Annotated in this window: 16 protein-coding genes and 1 riboswitch; of the genes, 7 read left to right on the forward strand and 9 right to left on the reverse strand. The window is 68.6% G+C overall.

Annotation, left to right across the window (positions count from 1 at the left end):
- Positions 1-10 precede the first annotated feature (10 nt).
- Positions 11-826: a carbon-nitrogen hydrolase family protein gene (locus tag H4W27_RS10060; RefSeq protein WP_192595813.1), complete on the reverse strand. Its 816-nt coding sequence runs from the start codon at positions 824-826 to the stop codon at positions 11-13.
- 3 nt (positions 827-829) lie between these two features.
- Positions 830-1,099: a DUF4235 domain-containing protein gene (locus H4W27_RS10065; RefSeq protein ID WP_318782282.1), complete on the reverse strand. Its 270-nt coding sequence runs from the start codon at positions 1,097-1,099 to the stop codon at positions 830-832.
- A gap of 59 nt (positions 1,100-1,158) precedes the next feature.
- A riboswitch (TPP riboswitch) is annotated at positions 1,159-1,304 on the forward strand.
- 75 nt (positions 1,305-1,379) lie between these two features.
- On the opposite strand from H4W27_RS10065, the gene H4W27_RS10070 reads away from it, so the two are divergent.
- Both H4W27_RS10070 and H4W27_RS10075 read left to right on the forward strand, forming a co-directional pair.
- Positions 1,380-2,009 (forward strand): ECF transporter S component, encoded by a 630-nt coding sequence (locus H4W27_RS10070; RefSeq protein WP_192595815.1) that lies wholly within the window; start codon positions 1,380-1,382, stop codon positions 2,007-2,009.
- Between the two features lie 112 nt (positions 2,010-2,121).
- Positions 2,122-4,545, forward strand: a complete 2,424-nt coding sequence (locus tag H4W27_RS10075) for an ATP-binding cassette domain-containing protein (protein WP_192596548.1) — start codon at positions 2,122-2,124, stop codon at positions 4,543-4,545.
- A 24-nt stretch (positions 4,546-4,569) separates the two neighbouring features.
- Here H4W27_RS10075 and mnhG read toward each other — a convergent pair whose 3' ends face one another.
- From mnhG to H4W27_RS10105, 6 genes are read right to left on the reverse strand one after another with little or no spacing between them, the layout of a single operon-like run.
- Complete coding sequence (gene mnhG / locus H4W27_RS10080) at positions 4,570-4,959, reverse strand: monovalent cation/H(+) antiporter subunit G (RefSeq protein WP_192595816.1); 390 nt, start codon at positions 4,957-4,959, stop codon at positions 4,570-4,572.
- Entirely contained in the window at positions 4,952-5,623 is a 672-nt protein-coding gene (locus H4W27_RS13675; protein ID WP_225939078.1) for a monovalent cation/H+ antiporter complex subunit F, read from the reverse strand. Before H4W27_RS13675 ends, mnhG begins: the two co-directional genes overlap by 8 nt.
- A complete protein-coding gene (locus H4W27_RS10090) occupies positions 5,623-6,354 on the reverse strand; it encodes a Na+/H+ antiporter subunit E (RefSeq protein ID WP_225939079.1) in 732 nt (243 codons plus the stop codon). The genes H4W27_RS13675 and H4W27_RS10090 overlap by 1 nt, the downstream gene beginning before the upstream one ends.
- A complete protein-coding gene (locus tag H4W27_RS10095) occupies positions 6,354-8,084 on the reverse strand; it encodes a Na+/H+ antiporter subunit D (RefSeq protein ID WP_192595817.1) in 1,731 nt (576 codons plus the stop codon). The genes H4W27_RS10090 and H4W27_RS10095 overlap by 1 nt, the downstream gene beginning before the upstream one ends.
- A complete protein-coding gene (locus H4W27_RS10100; RefSeq protein WP_192595818.1) occupies positions 8,084-8,671 on the reverse strand; it encodes a Na(+)/H(+) antiporter subunit C in 588 nt (195 codons plus the stop codon). Before H4W27_RS10100 ends, H4W27_RS10095 begins: the two co-directional genes overlap by 1 nt.
- On the reverse strand, positions 8,668-11,742 hold the full coding sequence (locus tag H4W27_RS10105; RefSeq protein WP_225939080.1) for a Na+/H+ antiporter subunit A: 3,075 nt from the start codon (positions 11,740-11,742) through the stop codon (positions 8,668-8,670). Before H4W27_RS10105 ends, H4W27_RS10100 begins: the two co-directional genes overlap by 4 nt.
- 115 nt (positions 11,743-11,857) lie before the next feature.
- Here H4W27_RS10105 and H4W27_RS10110 point away from each other — a divergent pair, with 115 nt between their 5' ends.
- Entirely contained in the window at positions 11,858-13,231 is a 1,374-nt protein-coding gene (locus H4W27_RS10110; RefSeq protein WP_225939081.1) for an MFS transporter, read from the forward strand.
- A 62-nt stretch (positions 13,232-13,293) separates the two neighbouring features.
- Here H4W27_RS10110 and dcd read toward each other — a convergent pair whose 3' ends face one another.
- Positions 13,294-13,872 (reverse strand): dCTP deaminase, encoded by a 579-nt coding sequence (gene dcd / locus H4W27_RS10115; RefSeq protein ID WP_192595820.1) that lies wholly within the window; start codon positions 13,870-13,872, stop codon positions 13,294-13,296.
- A gap of 104 nt (positions 13,873-13,976) precedes the next feature.
- On the opposite strand from dcd, the gene H4W27_RS10120 reads away from it, so the two are divergent.
- The 4 genes from H4W27_RS10120 to H4W27_RS10135 all read left to right on the forward strand — a co-directional run bounded on the left by H4W27_RS10120 (position 13,977) and on the right by H4W27_RS10135 (position 19,193).
- Positions 13,977-14,444: an SseB family protein gene (locus tag H4W27_RS10120; RefSeq protein ID WP_192595821.1), complete on the forward strand. Its 468-nt coding sequence runs from the start codon at positions 13,977-13,979 to the stop codon at positions 14,442-14,444.
- A 111-nt stretch (positions 14,445-14,555) separates the two neighbouring features.
- Positions 14,556-15,518 carry an AEC family transporter gene (locus H4W27_RS10125; RefSeq protein ID WP_192595822.1) on the forward strand — a complete coding sequence of 321 codons (963 nt, stop codon included), beginning with the start codon at positions 14,556-14,558 and terminating at the stop codon, positions 15,516-15,518.
- Between the two features lie 19 nt (positions 15,519-15,537).
- Entirely contained in the window at positions 15,538-16,614 is a 1,077-nt protein-coding gene (locus tag H4W27_RS10130) for a hypothetical protein (RefSeq protein WP_192595823.1), read from the forward strand.
- Positions 16,615-16,625: 11 nt separating this feature from the next.
- On the forward strand, positions 16,626-19,193 hold the full coding sequence (locus H4W27_RS10135) for an HAD-IC family P-type ATPase (RefSeq protein ID WP_192595824.1): 2,568 nt from the start codon (positions 16,626-16,628) through the stop codon (positions 19,191-19,193).
- Positions 19,194-19,248 lie beyond the last annotated feature (55 nt).

A 19,248-nucleotide genomic window follows, 5' to 3' on the forward strand; every position in this document is an offset into this window, starting at 1 on the left:
TCCGGCCGACTCAGAACTGGCGCGCGTTCTCCAGCACCGGGACCATCGTCCGGACGCTGGAGACGACCTCCGGGTCCACCTCGGCCAGCAGAAGCTCAGGGGCCGCCCCAGCCTCGGCCAGGGGCACGCCCAGTGGGGAGACCAGCATCGAGTGGCCCACACCCGTGGGGGCGCCCTGGACTGCCTGCACGCCGGCGGCAGACGGGTCGGCCTGGCCGCAGGCGAGGATGTACTGGGTGGAGTCCAGCGCCCGCGCCCGCGCGAGCAGCCGCCACTGATCCAGCTTCCCGTCTCCGGCGCCCCAGGAGGCGGGCACCAGCGTGACATGCGCACCCGCGCGGGCATGCGCGGCGAAGAGACTCGGGAACCTGATGTCGTAGCAGGTGGCCAGGCCGAAGGTGAGCCCGCCGACCTGGAACTGGACCGGGCTTCTGCCCGCCTGGACGCCGTCAGACTCTTTGAAGCCGAAGGCGTCATAGAGGTGGATCTTGTCGTAGGCGACGTCCACATTCTCCGTGGGGCCCACGGCCAGCAGGGTGTTGACGACCCGGGGACGTCCTTCCGCACTGGGAACGCCGGGGGTGAACATGCCCGCCACGATCACGACTTTGAACTCGCGCGCCAGCTCACGAACCGCCTCGGCCCAGGGACCGTCCACAGGCTCGGCGATCGGGGGCAGCGGGTTCCCGAAGGCGCGCTGGGCGGCCTCCGGGAACACCACCACCCGCGCCCCGGCGTAGGCGGCGCGGTAGGTGTACTCGCGCATCAGCGCGAGGTTCGCGTATGGATCGGAACCCGTGGTGATCTGGGCAGCGGCGATGCGCATGGATCAGACCTCCGTGCGATCTCCGAGCCTGCCGCGGAGCTTCTTCACCGTGGAGTCAGCCCCGCGCTGGGAGAGCACCTGAACGGTGGCTGAGACGGCGGCCGAACCGATGGAGAAGGCCAATGCACGCTTGAGCGTCATCTCATCGTTGGCGACGCGGGGTGCTTCATCACCGGTGGTCTTCTTCCACACGAAGTCGAAGACGCGGGTGGCGATGAAACCACCGGCCAGCGATATTCCAAGAGCCACGCCCTTGTCCAGAAGCTTGTCCACAGTGTCCTCCTCGCGGGGTGGGTCAATCGTCTCGGGTGCTACTCTAGTGCACGTCATTTGAGACACGACAGGGGAGCGCCCCTCGGTGCCAGACACAGCTGACCAGCTGTGACGTCACCGCCAGGGCGCTGAGAGTGGGCTGAAGGCCCAGACCCTCGCACCTGATCAGGTTAGGACCTGCGAAGGAAGTCGAGAATCTTCACTCGGATGCTGTGGCGGTCTGCACAGCTTTCCTCCTGCGTGCTCCTGGTCCGTCCTCACCTGTACAGGGAGAAGCATCATGAGCAGCAGAACAACCACCTCCAGGTCATTGACCTGGTCGGTCTCCGACATCGTGGTCGCCTCGGTCCTGGCCGTCGCCTCCGGGGTCATCTTCTGGGGCTGGAACCTCAGCTACCACCTCATCGGGAACCTCTTCATCTTCTATCCACCGGTGGAGACGCTGGTGCACGGCATGTGGCTCTTCCCTGCGGTGCTGGGCGCCCTGGTGATCCGCAAGCCCGGTGCCGCCATCTACTGCGAGATGATCGCCGCTGCGGTCTCCGCGCTGCTGGGTTCGCAGTGGGGGCTGACAGTCCTCTCCTCGGGATTCCTCCAGGGGCTCGGCGCCGAGCTGGTCTTCCTCGCGGTCCTCTACCGCCGGTTCAGCCTGGAGCTCGCGATGCTCGCCGGAGCGGCCGCAGGCCTCACCGGGGGAATCACCTATCACTGGATCGTTCCGATGTACGCCTATGCGCCCGTGGAGACCGCCATCCATATCGCCTGCTTCGCGCTCTCCGGGGCGATCATCGCCGGGGTGGTTCCCTGGCTCGCCACGCGCGGCCTGGCAGCGTCCTCGGTGCTGGGTCCGCTGGCCTCACGGCGGGCCCATCGGGAGCCGATGCTGCTGGGCGGCCGGCCCCGTGGGTGAGGCCGCCCGGTCCCCGGCGCGAAGCTCCTCGACCTCCGGGCCGGCAGCCTCCGGGCCGGCAGCATCCGGGCCGGCAGCATCCAGGCCGGCAATCTCCGAGACCACGACGGCGGTGCCCGGCGCACCGGGCGTGGCGGGCGCGGCGGGTGTGGCGGTGGTCGCGGAGGGCTGGGGCTGGCAGCACGCGGACCGGGACTCCCCCGCGGTCGCAGGTCTGGACCTGAGGATCTCCCCCGGGGAGAAGGTGCTGCTGGCCGGGCCCTCCGGGGCCGGAAAGTCCACACTGCTGCATGGCCTGGCAGGGGTCCTTCATGACGATGAGGCGCAGGCGACCGGCCAGCTCCTCCTGGACGGCGTCCCGGCAGAACAGGCCCGGGGCCGGGCCGGGCTCATGCAGCAGGACCCCGAGTCTCAGGTGGTGCTCTCCAGAATGGGCGACGACGTGGCCTTCGCCGCGGAGAACCTCGCCGTGGCGCGCGAGGAGATCTGGGAGCGGACAGAGGCCGCGCTCAGCGACGTCGGACTGGGCGGGTTCGATCTCGAGCACCCCAGCGCCAGGCTCTCTGGAGGCCAGAAGCAGCGGCTCGCTCTGGCCGGCATATTGGCCATGCGGCCGGGGCTGCTGCTGCTGGACGAGCCCACCGCGAACCTCGATCCCTCCGGGGTGACCCAGGTCCGCGCCGCGGTGCTCGCCGCGGCGGAGGCGACCGGAGCGACGGTGATCGTCGTGGAACATCGCCTCGAGGTCTGGGCCGAACACATGGACCGCCTCGTGGTGCTCGATCCCGGGGCCGGAGTCCGCCATGCCGTGTCGGCCGCGGACATCTGCACGGACCAGGCGCTGCGCGACGAACTCGTCGACATGGGACTCTGGGTGCCGGGCCGGGACCCGCTGGAGGGGCTCCCCGCCCCGCCTGCCGGCGAGGCTCCGCGCGCACCGCTGCTGCACGCCACCGGCCTGGCGGTGGGCAGACATTCGCCGAAGCCGGGGTGGGGCACCAGGCAACCCGCCCCGCCGACCCTGCGGGAGGTCGATCTGGAGATCCGCCGGAGCCAGACGCTGGGGATCACCGGGGCGAACGGCTCCGGCAAGTCCACGCTCCTGCTCACCCTGGCCGGACTGCTGCCCGCCCATGCCGGAGTCCTCACCGCCACGTCCGAGCTCACCGGTGCTGGCGCCGGCTCTCGCGCTGGCGCCGAAGCTGGTTCTCGCGCTGGCGTCGGCTCCGGCTCGGGAAGCGCGCTGGGACCCGATCCCCATGACTGGTGCTCCGCAGACCTGGTGGCCCGGATCGGGATGGTCTTCCAGGAGCCGGAGCACCAGTTCGTGCGCGGCACCGTGGAGGAGGAGCTGGCTCTGGGGGCGGTGCAGGCGAGGGTCCCGAACAGCACGGAACCGCTGTTCACCGAGGCGCAGATCGAGACCCGGGTGGCGCTGCTCCTGGAGCGGCTCGGGCTCACCGAGCTCGCCCAGGCGAATCCGTTCACACTCTCCGGCGGGGAGAAGCGCCGACTCTCCGTGGGCACTGTGCTCGCCGCCGGGCCGCCGCTGCTGATGCTCGATGAGCCGACCTTCGGTCAGGACGCCCACACCTTCCGTGAGCTCATCATCCTGCTGCGCGAACATGTGGGCAGCGGTGGAACAGTGGTCGCGGTCACCCATGACACCGCCTTCCTGCGCGCACTGGATGCCGAGGAGCTGGAGCTGAGCGGTGATGCGGGGGCGCCCGCACCCGCCACCGGAGGGGAGCTCTTCGGCGGCACACGGTCCGGCTCCTGGCTGGGACGGCGCAATGCGCTGGCGAAGCTCATCGCCGTCTTCCTGGTCACCGCCGCACTGGTGATGACCATCGATGTGGTGAGCTCCGGCGTCGTCGTGCTGGCGACCCTGGCGCTGCTCCCGCTGGCGGGCATCCGTCCGATCGGCTTCCTCCGACGCATCTGGCCCTTCGCCCTGGGTGCTGTGGTGGCGGCGTGGGGCACCGCCATCGCGGCCGAGGAGTCTGGCCGGGTGATCGCCGATCTGGGGTTCACCACGATCAGCGAGGGCTCGGTGTCCCTGGGTCTGGCCCTGGGCACCCGGGCGCTGGCGATCGTGCTCCCCTCGGTGATCATCTTCTCCACCACCGACCCCACCGACCTCGCCGATTCGCTGGCCCAGCAGCTGCGCCTGCCGGCCCGCTTCGTGCTGGGCGCACTGGCGGCGATGCGACTGCTCGGGCTGCTCGCAGAGCACTGGACCACCATCGGGCATGCACGCCGGGCACGCGGGGTGGGCGCCCATGGAGGTCCCAGGCAACGGATGCGCAGCACGCTCTCCCAGGCCTTCGGGCTTCTGGTGCAGGCCATCCGGATGGCCACTCGACTGGCGGTGACCATGGAGTCGCGCGGCTTCGGCGCCGGCAGACGCACCTGGGCGCGGCCTGCTCGGTTCCACCCGGCGGATCTGCCGGTCATCCTGGGCGGGGCCGCGATCGGGGCCGCCGCCGTCTGGGCCGCAGTCGCCGCGGGGACCTGGAACCTGGTCTGGTCCTGACCGATCGCGAGACCGGCGGAGGGGTCAGCCGCGCCGGTTCGGGTGCTGGTCGCGGCTGATCCGCTCGACCGCGCTGGCCAGCTCGTCATGGGTCAGCAGGTCCCGACGCATGTGTTTGGTGCGATAGCCCGACCGGCCCACGACATGGGCGCTGACCGGGGCGGTGAGCAGCAGAAGTCCCCAGGCCAGCACCACGATCGGCACCAGCTCCCAGGACCGCCAGGTGATGGCCGCGGCGAGCAGCAGCGCGATCAGACCCAGCACCTGGGGCTTGGTGGCGGCGTGCATGCGCGAATGCAGATCGGGCAGCCGGACCAGGCCGATGCCCGCGGCCAGGGACATCAGTCCGCCGACAACCAGGAGCACGGAGGCGATCGCGTCGAGGATCACGTCGGCATCGATCGTCTCAGGCATCTCGACCCTCCTGCTGCTCGGACGTGGACTGGTCTGGGCCGGCCGGGCCGGGCTGTGGCCGTTCGGGGTCAGGCGTGTCGGCCTCTTCAGGGTCAGCCGGCTCCGGCGCCGGCTGCGGGGCAGGCTCCGGCTGCGCCTGTGGTTCCGGCTCCGGCTGCGGGGCAGGCTGCCGAGATTCGGCCGCGGCGTCGTCGTCACGAGGCTTCGGGGTGAAGCCCGAACGCGTCAGCGCCGAGAACCAGGACGTGGACTCGTCCTCCGGCGGCGCGATGCCCGGCATGACCGGCGTGGCCACGGGCTGGTGCGGGGCCTCGGGCTCGCCCTCGGCCGGGGAGGAGCTCGCCACCCGGACCGCGGGGGGAAACGGGACCGCGTCCTCGGGAGACTCGGCGACCACCTCCTCCGGGGAGCGCACGACGACGTAGCGAGCGATCGCCACGGCGCCCAGGAAGCCGATCACGGCGGTGACCACGACGAAGAGGATGAAGTCCTGGTGGTCGTTGATCACCATGTCCACAATCATGATCGAGGCCACGATGATGAGCATGACGTCCAGGCTGATGACGCGATCCAGCACCGACGGGCCCTTATAGACCCGGTAGACGGCGCCTGCGGCGCCTAGGACGAGCAGCGCCTGCGTGATGTGCACAGCGATCTCGAGCATCAGTCCTCCACCTCTTCGATGGTGATCCGCTCACCGGTGCCACCGCCACGCACCTCGGAGCCGCCCGCCTCGTGAACCTGGGAGGCGGCGTCCCGGCCGGGCCCCCCGGCGGTGCGGGGCGCTGCGGCCGGGCCGTGGCGGTGGAAGGGCGCATCGCGCTCGGTCTTGGAGAATCCCGACATCCTGCCCAGCCGCTTCTCCGCCCGGACCACGGCGAGGTCGGACCGGCTGCCGCAGGTGCGGATGATCAGCGCCTCGGTCCTCAGCGCATCCAGACGGATCTTCTCGGCATCCTCGTCAGAGGTCACGTTGAGCGCATGCAGGTACAGCGTCGCCGTCGTGCGGTCCACATCGAGGACCAGGGAACCCGGCACCAGGGAGAGCGAGTGTCCGGTGAGCGTGACGATCAGGTCATCATGGCTGCGAAGCTGCACGGAGATCACCGAATTCCTGACCCGCGGTCCGGTGACCACTGAGAGCCAGGAGACCTCGAAGGAGGCCGCCACGGTCTTGACCAGGAAGCGCGCTGCGAAGATCGTCCCCCAGATGGGGTTGAGCCGACCGCTGCCGCGCAGCGGGGGCAGGTAGAAGACCCGCACGATGATCGTGGCGTAGATCAGACCGACGATCAGCGTGCCGATCGTGAAGTCATGCCAGGTGGCCATCCAGAAGAAGCCGAGGAAGGCGATCAGCGGAAGCTCCAGCTTCAGCGGAGTCTTGGGTCTCTTCATCACCGATCATCCCCGTCCGGAAGCTCGGGGACGACCTCTGCCTCTTCGTCGTCGGGCTGCAGCGAGGTCTCCACCGGCGCGTGCTCGGCGGCACCGCCGTCGCCGGTGTCGTAATCGATGAGGAAGGTGCCTGCGAAGTCCTGGAGCTCCTCACGCACGCCGTCCACACGCTCCGGGCCGAAGACAGCCTCCAGGTACGGGGTCCGCTCGTACATGTCCTGCGCCGCGGCTCGGGAGAAGTCCATCATCGGTCCGGCGAACACGGTGAAGGACATGGACATCAGGACCAGCGCCGCAGTGGGAGCCACCATGGACATCGGCAGGTACCGCTTGTTGGCCGCCCGTGAATGCGCCAGGGTCTTGGACATCAGCTGTCGCTCCGGGGCCTCATCGGCGTCCTCGGGCTTGCGCCAGAATCCGCGGGTCCAGATCCTGGCCACCGCCATCAGGGTCAGCAGCGAGGTGAGCACCGAGGCGATGACCAGGGTCCAGGTGATCCAGGTGTTCTCCGCGACGCCGCCCTGGAGCATGCCCAGCTTGCCGATGAAGCCGGAGAAGGGCGGGATTCCGGCGAGGTTCATCGCCGGGATGAAGAAGAGCAGCGCCAGCACCGGGGAGATCTTGGCCAGCCCGCCGAGCCGGAGCACGTTGGACGTGCCGGAGCGGCGCTCGATGAGTCCGGTGACCAGGAACAGCGTGGTCTGGATGGTGATGTGGTGGGCGACGTAGTAGATCGTCGCGGCCATGCCGATGATCGAGCTCAGCGCCAGTCCGAAGACCAGGTAGCCGATGTGGCTGATCAGCGTGAAGGAGAGCATCCGCTTGATGTCCGCCTGGGCGAGGGCGCCCAGGATGCCCACGATCATGGTCAGCGCGGCCACGATCATCAATGCGGTGTTGATCCGCTCCCCCGGGAACAGCAGCGTCTCGGTGCGGATGATCGCATAGATGCCCACTTTGGTGAGCAGCCCGGCGAACACGGCGGTGACCGGAGCCGGCGCGGTGGGATAGGAGTCCGGCAGCCAGAAGGCCAGCGGGAAGACGGCGGCCTTGATCCCGAAGGCCACCAGCAGCATGACATGCAGGGTCAGCTGGGTGCTGGGGTCGAGGTCTCCCAGCTTCAGCGCCAGATCCGCGAGGTTCACCGTCCCGGTGGCGGCGTAGATCATGCCGATGGTGATCAGGAACAGCATCGACGACAGGATGGAGACCACCACATAGGTGACGCCTGCCCGGATCCGGGACTCGCCGCCGCCGAGGGTCAGCAGCACATAGGACGCCGTCAGGAAGATCTCGAAGCCCACGTAGAGGTTGAACAGATCACCGGCGAGGAAGGCGTTGGAGACTCCGGCCACCAGGATCAGATAGGTGGGGTAGAAGATGGAGACCGGACCGGAGTCCTCCTTCTCCTCCGCAGCACCCTGGCCCACGGCGTAGAGCAGCACGCACAGGGTGATGATCGAGGAGACCACGAGCATCAGCGCGGCGAAGCGGTCGATGACCATGACGATCCCGAACGGCGCCGGCCAGCCCGCAAGGTGCACGGCGTGGGCTCCGCCGTTCCAGACCTGGCTCAGCAGCGTGACCTCCAGGATCACGGTGAGGATCAGCGCTCCGATCGCGATCGCCCGCTGCGTGGACTTGTTGCGGTAGAAGGCGAAGGCGAAGGCGGCCCCGAAGAAGGGGATCAGCACCGCCAGCGGGGTGAAGCTGAGGAATTCGGTGACCATCAGCGCTCCCCTCCTTCGGCGATGGCGGGCCCGTTGCCCGGCTCCGTGCGAGCGCGTTCGGCCCTGCCGGGCTCGGCCCCGCGGGGGCGAGCCTCGCCGTCGCCGTCGCCAGCCCCCTCGTCAGCGCCGCGACGTGGATTGAACAGCGCGCGTCCGTCTCCGTCGGTCTCGTCGGCGAACTCGGTGTCCTCCTCCTCCACCGCGGCGTCCTCCTCGATGTCGTGGACACCGGCGTAGGAGGCCACGCGGCGATCCTCCTCGTCATCGGCGAGCTCATCCTGGCGGGCCAGCACCCAGGAGCGGTAGATCAGGGCAAGCATGAAGCTCACCAGCGCGAAGGAGATCACGATGGCGGTGAGCAGCAGCGCCTGCGGCAGCGGGTCGAGATAGTCCTCCGCCGGGATCTCCGGGTCGTAGAGCGGGGCAAGGCCGGCACGTCCCGCGGTCTGCAGCAGCAGCAGGTTCACTGCGTTGGAGATCAGGATGATCCCCAGCAGCACCCGGGTCAGCGAGCGTTCCAGCAGCAGGTAGATCCCGATCGCGAAGAGCGCGCCCATCAGGATCAGCAGCGTGAGATTGACCGTCATCGCGCCACCCCCGCGGAGGTCTCGCCATGGATGGCGTGACCGGGCGAGGAGGCGCGCTGGCCCTCACGCTCGCTGCGCACATCGATCTCGGAGCCGAGGCTGCGCAGGATGTCCACGATCAGGCCGATCACCACCAGATAGACGCCCACGTCGAAGAGCACGGCCGAGACGAAGTGGTGATAGCCGAAGAGCGGCAGCGTGAGCTCGACATCGAAGGACTGGAAGGCCTGTCCTCCGGCGATCAGCGGGGCGATCCCGGTGAAGCATGCGACGGCGAGGCCCCAGCCCATGAGGGCCCCGGCCGAGAAGGGGATGGCCGCCTCGAGCTCGTACCGTCCACCGGCCAGATAGCGCAGCACGAATGCCAGCCCGGCCAGCAGTCCGCCGGCGAAGCCTCCTCCGGGCAGGTTGTGCCCGGCCAGCAGCAGGTACAGCGAGATCATGATGATCCCGTGGAACATCAGCCGGGTGACCACCTCGAAGACGATGCTGCGATGCTCGGGCGCCACCGTGCGCCCGGCGACCAGCCATGCCTCGCGGGCCACAGTGGCGAAGGACCGGGCGACCTTGATCTCCTTGAACTGGCGCGGTGAGAGGGCCTTGTCGGAGAGCACCCGGCCCACGGTCCCGGAGGGGACCTCATGGAGCTCGCGGCGCTGCACGTCACGGCGCTTGACGAAGATCAGCGAGGCGACGCCGGTGGCGGCGGCCGCGAGCACGGTGATCTCCCCGAAGGTGTCCCAGGCGCGCAGATCGACCAGCGTGACATTGACGATGTTGGCGCCCTGACCCACCTCATAGGCCATCCAGGGGAACTCCATGGAGATGGGCTCCGCGATGCGCGCGTTCATGGACATCGCCGCGACGAGCATCATCACGACCCCGAACCCGATGCCCAGGGCCGCACGGCCGAACTTGAAGCGAGTCGGGCTCTGGGTCCAGATCCCGGCCGGGAGGCTGCGCAGTGCGAGCACGAAGACCACCAGGACGATGGATTCCACCAGCAGCAGGGTCAGCGCGAGGTCCGGGGCGCCCTGCAGCGCGAAGATGCCGGCGATCCCCCAGCCGCACATGGACACCATGAGCACCGCCATGAAGCGCTTGGGCGCCCAGATCGCGCCGGAGGCGCCGGCGAGGATCACCGCCGCGAGCGCGATCTGCAGCGGCTGTTCGGCGATGACGAAGGAGTCCGGCATCCAGCGGTCCGAGATGCCCTGGCCCCCGGGGGCGCCGAAGATCACCACGGTCAGCGGCACGAGCGTCGCCACGGCGAGGATGATGAACAGGTACCAGCCCAGGGCGCCGCGCTGGGTGCGCGCGGTGACCCAGGAGGAGAGCAGGTCGACGCCGCGCACCGTGCCGCGATAGCCGCGTTCGGCCTCGAGCACCGCCGGCACGCGGGCCTGCAGCCTGCCGAAGGGATCGCGGGCGCGGAACAGCAGCAGGCCCAGCACCCAGGTGAGCACGGAGAGCCCGAGCACCGGGGTCAGGCCGTGCCAGAGCGCGAGGTAGGTCGCCTCGGCGCCGGGCTCCACCGGCTCAAAGAGGGTGGACCAGGCCGCCGCGAGCGCCTGCACCGGCGCCGGGAACAGCGCCAGCAGCACCGTGATGCCGGTCAGGATCAGGGGGGCGGCGAGGAATACCCGCGGCACCGGTCCGTGGAACACGGTCCGCGCGACCGCCACTCCCGGGACGGGTCGCTTCGTGGCGAAGGCTCCCCAGAGGAAGCGAGCAGAGTACGCCACGGTCAGCGCCGAGCCGAGGACGACGCCGGCCACCACCAGCCAGCCCAGGGTCAGCAGCGACCCGGAGCCCGTGACCTCGGCGGAGCTGAAGAAGGACTCGAAGACGACCTCTTTGGCCACGAAGCCGAACAGCGGCGGCAGTCCGGCCATGGACGCGGTGGAGATCGCCGCGACGATGAACAGCGGCCGCTGGGTGCGCCCCAGGCCGGAGAGCTTGCGCAGATCACGGGTGCCTGACTGGTGGTCGATGATCCCGACCACCATGAACAGCGCGGCCTTGAAGAGGCCATGGGCCAGGAGCATCGCGATCCCCGCCAGCGCCGCGTCCTCGGTTCCCAGCCCGTTGACCATGATGAGGAAGCCCAGCTGGGAGACCGTGCCGTAGGCGAGGATCAGCTTGATGTCGGTCTGCCGCAGAGCCCGCCAGGCGCCCACCAGCATGGTGAGCAGCCCCAGGCCCAGGACCAGCGGAAGCCAGAAGGTGGACTCGTGGAAGCCCGGAGCGAAGCGCGCCACCAGGTAGACGCCGGCCTTGACCATGGCGGCGGCATGCAGATAGGCCGAGACCGGGGTCGGTGCCGCCATCGCCGCCGGCAGCCAGAAGTGGAACGGCACCAGCGCCGATTTGGACAGGGCCCCCAGCAGGACCAGCGCCACCGCGATGTCCACGGCGGTCGCCGTCGCCGGGTCGGCGAGCAGCTCTGGACCTGCGGCGATGATCTCAGAGAGCCGGTAGCTTCCCACCAGCTGACCCAGCCAGATCAGTCCCACCAGCATCGCCAGGCCCCCGAAGGTGGTGACCAGCAGCGCCTGGATCGCCGAGCGCCGGGCGTAGATCCGGTGCGCAGAGAAGCCGATCAGCAGGAAGGACAGGATCGTAGTGAGCTCCCAGAAGACGAAGAGCATGACCAGATCGTCGGAGAGCACCAGGCCGAGCATCGAGGCGGCGAAGGCGAAGAGCTCTGCGGCGAAGGGACCCGCGGCGCGCTCGGAGGTGGCGAAGTAGCGGGCGCAGTAGAGCATGACCAGGGCGCCCACGCCCAGGATGAGCACCGAGAGCGCCAGCGCCAGCGCATCGATGCGGAATGCCAGCTCGACGCCGAACTGCGGGATCCACTCCATGACCTCGGAGGGTGGGGCGCCGGGCGCACCGGTCGCGGCCGCCTGGTCGGCCTCCAGGACGGCGGGGACGTAGCTGAGCACCCAGACCAGCGCGGCCGTGAGGACCCCGGCCAGGAGGAAGAAGGTGCGTCGACCGAACCGCTGGTAGATGAAGGGAGTCAGGATGCTGATCGCGAAGAGCACTGTGAGCATCCCAAGCATCATCTGCCCCTGCTCCTCTCAGCCATCAGTGCCTCACACGCCCGACTGCGAGTTCCTGAGACCAGGATCAGCGGCGGCAATCCTCTCAATGTTAACAAACCAGGGCTACGATGCGGCAATGACCAGCAGTGAGTCCGCTCTCGCCCCCTCCCTCGTCCCGCTGAAGAAGCGTCTCATCGCGGTGTGGAGCCTCTGGAGCTGGGGCAACGCGACGGTCAGCGCAGTCATGGTGACCTTCGTCTTCGGCACCTACATCGCCGATGCGGTCGGACCCGGCGGCCAGGGGACGCAGTACCTGACCACGGCGAACACCATCGCCGGGCTGGTCATCGCGCTCACCGCCCCGGTCATCGGGCAGCGCGCGGACAACGGCGGCCGACGACGACGCTGGCTCGCCATCAACACGGTGATCGTCATCGCGCTGGTCGCCGCATGCTTCTTCGTGAAGCCGGATCAGGCCTATCTGGTCCTCGGCGTCACGCTGATGGCCACGATGACGCTCTTCGACGAGTTCGCGAACCTGAACTACAACTCGATGATCACCGACATCGCCGACTCCCCCCGGATGGGCCGCGTCTCCGGCATCGGCTGGGGCTCGGGCTACCTGGGCGGAATCGTGATCCTCGCCATCGTGTACTTCGGCCTGGTGGCGGGCGAGCCGCCGCACCTGTTCGGACTGGGCACCGACGAGATGATCAATGTCCGGGCGGTGGCGCTGGTGGCCGCCGTCTGGTTCCTGATCTTCTCGCTCCCGCTGCTGCTGACTCCGCTGAAGACCGCGGACCAGGTCGTGGTCGAGGAGAAGGTCAGCATCCTGGAGTCCTACCGGCGGCTGATCGGACTGGTCATCGGACTCTGGGCCGAGGACCGGAACACGTTCTGGTTCCTGGTCTCCTCCGCGATCTACCGCGACGGACTCTCCGCGGTGTTCACCTACGGGGCGATCCTCGGCGTGACGGTCTTCGGCTTCACGACCTCTGACATCCTGCTCTTCGGCATCGCCGGGAATGTGGCCGCGGCCGTGGGGGCGTTCATCGGCGGGTGGTTCGATGACAAGGTCGGGCCGCGGCGCGTCATCGCCACCTGCGTCACGGCGCTGATCATCACGGCCGCGATCCTGTACTTCCTGGATGTTGAGCGCAGCATCGGTTCGTTTCTGGTGTCCCCGCAGGCGGCGTTCTGGGTCTTCGGGCTGCTGCTGTGCGTGTTCGTCGGCCCCGCACAGTCCTCCTCGCGGGCCTTCCTCGCGCGGCTGGCCCCTCCGAGCCGCGCCGGGGAGCTCTTCGGGCTCTATGCCACCGCCGGGCGCAGCGTGTCCTTCCTGACCCCGGGGCTGATCGCGCTGCTGCTCTGGAGCGCCGGCGGAAGCGACAAGGCGATCATCATCGGCGTGGTGGTCATTCTGAGCATCGGTCTGGCCACGCTCACGCTGGTGCACAATCCCACCGGTTCGGCGAGGATGCGGGAACACCGGATCCTCAGCGACGGCTGATCCGCAGACCCCGCAGGATCCGCGCCCCCACGACTCCCCGGACGCTGGTCGACCCCTGCGGGCTAGTCCACTAGCGTGCGGTGGAAGTTCTCATGGCTGCGGGAGGCGGTGGGACCGCGCTGGCCCTGGTAGCGCGACTGGTGCGCCCCGGCGCCATAGGAGTGCTCCGCCGGAGAGGTCAGCCGGAAGAAGCAGAGCTGTCCGATCTTCGAGCCCGGCCACAGCTTGATCGGCAGCGTGGCCATGTTCGAGAGCTCGAGGGTCACCTGGCCGGAGAAGCCAGGATCGATGAACCCGGCGGTGGAATGCGTCAGCAGCCCCAGGCGACCGAGCGAGCTCTTCCCCTCCAGGCGGGCCGCGACGTCGTCCGGCAGGGTGACCGTCTCATAGGTGGCACCGAGGACGAACTCGCCCGGGTGCAGGATGAAGGGCTCATCCGGTGCCACCTCGACCAGGCGGGTCAGGTCCTGCTGGTTCGCAGCCGGATCGATATGGGCGTACTTGTGATTGTCGAAGAGTCGGAACATGCGCTCCAGGCGCACGTCCACACTGGAGGGCTGGATCATCGAACGGTCCAGCGGGTCCAGCCGGATCCGCTCGGCGTCGATCTCGGCTCGGATGTCACGATCAGATAGCAGCACCTGCCCAAAGTACCCCACTGCAGCCACCTCGAGGCCACAGATCAGGGCAGGGCGTCGGGCCCGCCCGCATTGCATTCTGCGCGCGTCCGTGATCGCGTAGAGGCATGACTGAGACCCCCAACACCCAGCCAGAGCAGACTCCCCAGTCCGAGGAGGACGCCGAGACCGTGAGCTCCCCCGCCTCGCTCGAGCAGATCCTGATCGAGGGCAAGGACGGCAAGGCACAGGCGGGCGAGATCATCCGCACCTTCCTGACCAGCAGCGTCTACTTCCTCAGCCCCGAGGAGGTCAGCGACGAGACCGGCTCGGTGAACCCGCTGACCCTGCAGGACAACGAGGGCAACCCGCTGATCGCGCTCTTCAGCACCAGCGAGAACATCCCGGAGGACTATAAGGAGCACGCCCCCCACGCGGTGGAGGCCCCCGGAGTCGCGGTCGTGCAGTCGATCACCGGTGCTGGCATCATGATCGACGCCGGTCAGGAGCACGGCTTCCAGATCTCGGCGGAGGGCGTGGAGCGCATTCGGACCGACTTCATCAGTCCCGCGGAGGATGCCGAGGCGCAACAGTGAGCTGAGCCCCGCACAGAGACCCTGAACAGAGGACCCTGAACAGAGGACCGCCCCCTCCCCGTCCGGCTAGAGTGAGCAGCTGAATCACGCTGCACGGTCGAGAGGAGAGACATGGGGGCGGTCCTCTCTGGTTTCCTAGTCATCTGGCTGATCATCGGGGTCGGCTGGATCATCGGACGATTCGGCGTGCTGGGCAGCGAGGCACGAGTCGTGCTCAGTCGGGTCGCCTTCTTCGTGGCCTCGCCCTGCCTGCTGTTCGTGACCATCTCCGAGTCCTCGCTGCGCCAGGTGCTCGGGCCGCAGTTCCTGATCGCGGCACTCGGCGCCCTGACCACACTGGGTGTGTTCATCCTGGTGGGCCGGTTCCTGCTGCTCAGAGGCCGCAGCGGCTCCGACCTGATGATCGGTGGAATGAGCGGCTCGCTCGTCAACGCAGCCAACCTGGGCTTCCCGATCGCGGCCTACGTGCTCGGAGACATCGCCCTGGCCGCGCCGATCATCATGTTTCAGCTGGCCGTCTACACCCCGATCTATGTCACCGCTCTGGACCTGCTCACCAGAGACCAGGGCAGCACCAGGCAGGTGCGCCCCCAGCCGCGAATCTCGGCGCTGCGCAGCCTGGGCCAGTCGGCGGTGAACCCGATGATCGTCGGGGCGACGCTGGGGCTGGTCTTCTCCTGGCAGGAGTGGCACTTCTCTGAACCGGTGCAGGAGTCCATCGAACTCGTCGCGGGCGCCTCGATCCCGCTGATGCTGCTGGCCTTCGGGCTGGCGCTGGTCGGCAGCCGACCCCTGGACAAGAGTGCCGACCGACGGCGGGACGTGCTCCTGGCCACAGCGCTGAAACTGGTCCTGCACCCGCTCCTGGCCTGGGTGTTCGCCGCCCTGGTGTTCGACCTCGAGGAGCCCCAGGTGCTGGCCGCCGTGGTGATGGCCGCTCTGCCGAGCGCGCAGAACGTCCTGGTCACTGCTGTCCGGTATCAGACCGGCGAGGTGATCGCCCGGGACACGGTCCTGCTCACCACCATCGCGGCGATCCCTGTCGTGGTGCTCGTGGCGCTGCTGCTGGGCTGAGATTGCTACGCTGAACCCTATGCCGCAGGCCCATGACACCTCCCCGAGCCATGACTCGGACCAGTCGCCGCACGCTCTGCGTGTGGTCATCTTCGCCTGGGCGGCGGCGCTGATCATGGCGCTGGCAGCCGGCAGCGTGGCCATCTGGCAGGTGAGCGAGAAGGTCTACACTCCGGGCCACACGGCCCAGGAGTATTGGGACTCGATCGCCCGAGGCAGCGGATCCGAGGCGCTGGGGTTCTTCGACTCCGAGGCGCTGGGGGCAGCGGGCGAGGAGGAGATGGACAGCGTCCTGCTCGACGGCGAAGCCCTGGAGCTCAGCAGCGCGGCCATCGAGGACCCTCGCTTCGGCGAGGATCCTGAGGACGGCGACGATGCCGTGATGCAGTTCGCGGTCGACGGGGAGGACTACGAGACCCGGCTGCCCATGGACTCGGACGAGACCACCCTGGCCTTCTTCCAGAACTGGGAGCTGACCGCAGATTCGATGAGCCGGCTGCAGATCGACGTCCCGGGTGCCGCCGCCGGCGGCATCGCCCAGATCGACGTGAACGGGGAGCCGGTCAACCTGGTGGACGATTCCGTCACCCTGCGCTCCTACGTGCCGGCCGTGGTCGAGATCGCCGTGGACAGCGAGTGGCTCGTGGGCACTGCCCGCTACGTGGTCGTCCAGGACTCCGGCACCGAGGACGAGGCGCAGGCGCACGAGATCACGCTTGACCTTGAGGCCTCCGAGGCCGCCGAAGAGGTCCTGCACGAAGAGGTCGAGGCCTACCTGGACAGCTGCGCCGACCAGCAGGTGCTGATGCCGGCGGGCTGCCCGATGGGGGTCAACACGCCGAATCAGGTGGCCACGGAGTCCATCAGCTGGCAGATGCCCGAGCCGGAGGAGCTCGCCCTGGACTTCGATGAGGAGGGATGGGAGACCTCGGCGGACCAGATGCAGGCCACGATCACCTTCGACTCCCGACATTTCCACGACGGAGCGAGCCTCGAGGAGAGCCATGAGGTCGACTTCGAGCTCGACGTCGAGGTCGGTGCCAGCGGGGAGGATCTGATCGTCTCGGTGACCGGCGCGGCGAGGCCCGGACTGTAGACTCTGGCCCTGTGGCTGCCCAGAGGACTGAGATCCGCGATCCCGCGGAGACCCGGTCTGCAGTGGACCCGGAGACCTTGGAGGCCGTCGGCCTGAACTCGGTCCAGATCCTCGAGCGGCACCGGCTCGGGCTGGCGAACGTCCAGCCGCGCACCACCTCCCGATCTCTGGTCGAGATCCTGCGCACCCACCTGCTGACGCTCTTCAATCTGATCATCGGCGTCTGCGCGGTGGCGATCATCATGCTGGGACGATGGCTGGACCTGCTCTTCGCCGTGGCCGCAGTGGCCAATGTCCTCATCGGCCTCTTCCAGGAGTACAGCGCCAAGCGCAAGCTGGACACGATCGCCCTGCTCCATCAGGACAGCGTGCACGCGCTGCGCGACGGGATGCTGTTGGAGATCCACCGGGAACAGATCGTCCTGGATGACGTGATCGAGCTTCGCCGCGGCGACGAGGTGCCCGCCGATGGCACGGTGCTCACCTCCGCCGGACTGGACGTGGATGAGTCCATGCTCACCGGGGAGTCCGATGCCGTGCCCAAGCGGCGGGACGATCGGCTCCTCTCCGGCACCGCCGTGGTGGCTGGATCCGGCAGATTCAGGGTCACCGCAGCAGGTGAGCGCGCCCATGCGATCAAGCTCGCCACCGAGGCCAAGCGGTACCAGAAGATCAACTCTGAGCTGCGCCGTGCGCTGGAGAAGATCGCCTTCTGGCTCTCCCTCGTCCTGATCCCGATCGTGGCCGTGGTGCTCAACGGTCAGATGCAGGCCTTCGGCGGGTGGAACAGCGCCTGGGCCTCCGGCCAGTGGAGGGACGCCGTGGTCACCGCGGTCTCCTCGGTGACCGCCATGATCCCCCAGGGCCTGGCCCTGATGACCACCATCGCCTTCGCCGTGGCCGCGGTGAAGCTCTCGCGCCAGAAGGTCCTGATCCAGGAACAGCCCGCAGTGGAGATCCTCGCCCGGGTGGACGTGGTCTGCCTGGACAAGACCGGCACGCTGACCGACGGCACCATCGCCTTCCACGGCGCCGCTGCGCTGACACCGCTGGGGCGCACCGTCACGGCGCCGCGCAGAGACGGTTCCACCGCCCTGGACGGGACTGCCGCCTGGGAGCAGGCCCTGGCGTTCTTCGGCGCCGACGAGCACGCGAACGCGACCGCGGCGGCGCTGCGCGCGCCCTACACCGCGCTGCCGCGGCATCGTGCGGCCAGTCAGGTTCAGTTCTCCTCGGTCCGCCGGTGGTCAGCGGTGAGCTTCGCCGAGGACGCCGGCGCGCTGGCCGGCCACTGGGTGCTCGGCGCCCCGGAGATCCTGCGCCAGGAGGCCGTGGATCCCCAGGTCGAGGTGGACCAGGTGCTCCAGCGCAGCGATGAGCTCTCCAGCCGCGGCCTCCGCACGATGCTGCTCACTTATGCTCCCCTCCAGGGCCCCGTCATCGAGGGCGGCACCGGAGAGCTGGGCCGCGGAGAGAACCTGCCGCACGGCATGGTGCCCGTGGCTCTGCTGACCTTCAAGGAGAACGTGCGCCCGGAGGCACATGCCACGCTGGAGTACTTCCGCGAGCAGGACGTGACGCTGAAGGTCATCTCAGGGGACTCCCCCAAGACCGCCGCGGCGGTGGCGCGAGAGGTGGGGATGGTCATCGAGGGTGACGCGATGGATGCATCCACCCTGCCCAGTGACCCTGAGGCGCTGCGTGAGATCCTGGAGCACCATTCCGTCTTCGGGCGGGTGTCCCCCGAGCAGAAGCGCACCATGGTCGGGGCGCTCATGGATGCCGGCCACGTGGTGGCGATGACCGGCGACGGCGTCAACGACGCGCTGGCCATGAAGAAGGCCGACCTGGGCATCGCGATGGGCGACGGCGCCCCGGCCACCAAGGCTGTCTCCCGGATGGTGCTGCTGGATGGACGCTTCGACAGGCTCCCCTCCGTGTTGGAGGAGGGACGCAAGGTCATCGCCAACACCGAACGGGTGGCACACCTGTTCCTCTCCAAGACGGCGTACGCCATCCTGCTCGGGCTGCTCTACGGGCTGCTGTTCTGGGAGTTCCCCTTCCTGCCGCGCCAGTTCTCCACGGTGGACTTCCTGATGATCGGCTGTCCGGCTTTCTTCCTGGCGCTGATGCCAAATGCCCGTCTCTACCGGCCAGGCTTCCTGCGCCGCTCCGTGCTCTTCGCCATTCCGACGGCGATCGCCATCGTCCTGGCGGTGATCACGGTCAGCGCGTTCGGTCGCCATCTTCAGGAGCCCGCGGCGGCGATCCAGACAGCGGCCACGCTGTGTCTGACAGCAGTGGGCCTGTGGGTGCTCAATGTGGCGCTGCGACCGCTGACACCGCCGCGTCTGGCCCTCATCGGGGCCATGTATCTGCTCCTGGCTGCTGTGCTGCTCGTGCCCGTCTCGCAGCAGTACCACCTGTTCATGATGCCCTCGGCGGAGCTGCTCACCGTGGCCCTGGTCGCCAGCATCGTGGGTTGCGGGCTGGTGGAGGTCGGGAGTCGGGCCATCACGGCGCTGACCGAGCGCCGCTCCGCCAGCGGGAATACTCGCCCGCGCTCCGACGCTGGATAATGGAACACGTGTCCATCGATCCCCCGACAGCCCGATGCCTTCTCCACACTTCTTC

The sequence above is a fragment of the Nesterenkonia lutea genome (assembly GCF_014873955.1).
GTDB lineage: Bacteria > Actinomycetota > Actinomycetes > Actinomycetales > Micrococcaceae > Nesterenkonia > Nesterenkonia lutea.